This is a genomic window from Streptomyces nanshensis, from assembly GCF_001751255.1.
Taxonomy (GTDB): Bacteria; Actinomycetota; Actinomycetes; order Streptomycetales; family Streptomycetaceae; genus Streptomyces; species Streptomyces nanshensis_A.
The window spans coordinates 1-542 of the sequence record NZ_LJGW01000180.1; the positions used below are offsets into that span (position 1 = coordinate 1).

Sequence of the window (542 nt, forward strand, 5' to 3'; positions counted from 1 at the left end):
CGGCGGCGACGGCTCCGGCGGCCACGGCGAAGCCGCGCCGGTCGACTCCCGGCCGAGGGGGACGGCCGTCCGGGCGTGCGGACGTCAACTCGGCTTCTCCCGGCGGCTCTTGGCCGAGCCGTCCCGCGAGCAGATACAGCACCACCGCTCCCGCGAGGGCGCCCACCGCCGAGGGCAGCGCGTCCAGGGGCCCGCCGTCGGGACGTTCGACCGCCGCCGCGGCGCCGGTCAGCCCGAAGACGAGCACACCCGCCGTGCCCGTACGCCGCAGCCGGNCCGGAGCGCGAGCAGGCCGAGGGCGAGAGCGAAGAGCAACAGCAGCGCCAGGATGCCCAGTTGGAGAACGAGCTTGTCCTGGCTGCCGAAGGTGCGGACGGCGAAGTCCTTCACGGCCGCCGGGGTGCGGTCGACGACCGCGCCGCCCACGGCCGTCACCGGGCTCGCCTCGGGACGTACCGCGACGGACGCCAGTTCCGCGGCGGACAGGGCCGCGCCGCCCGCCAACACGCCGCTGAGCGCGGCGAGTCCGCGGCGTGGTGCCT

1 pseudogene is annotated in these 542 nt (G+C 77.1%); it reads right to left on the reverse strand.

The window, feature by feature from the left end:
- A pseudogene (locus AN218_RS34350) lies at nucleotides 1-542 on the reverse strand (molybdopterin-binding oxidoreductase); the annotation flags it as partial.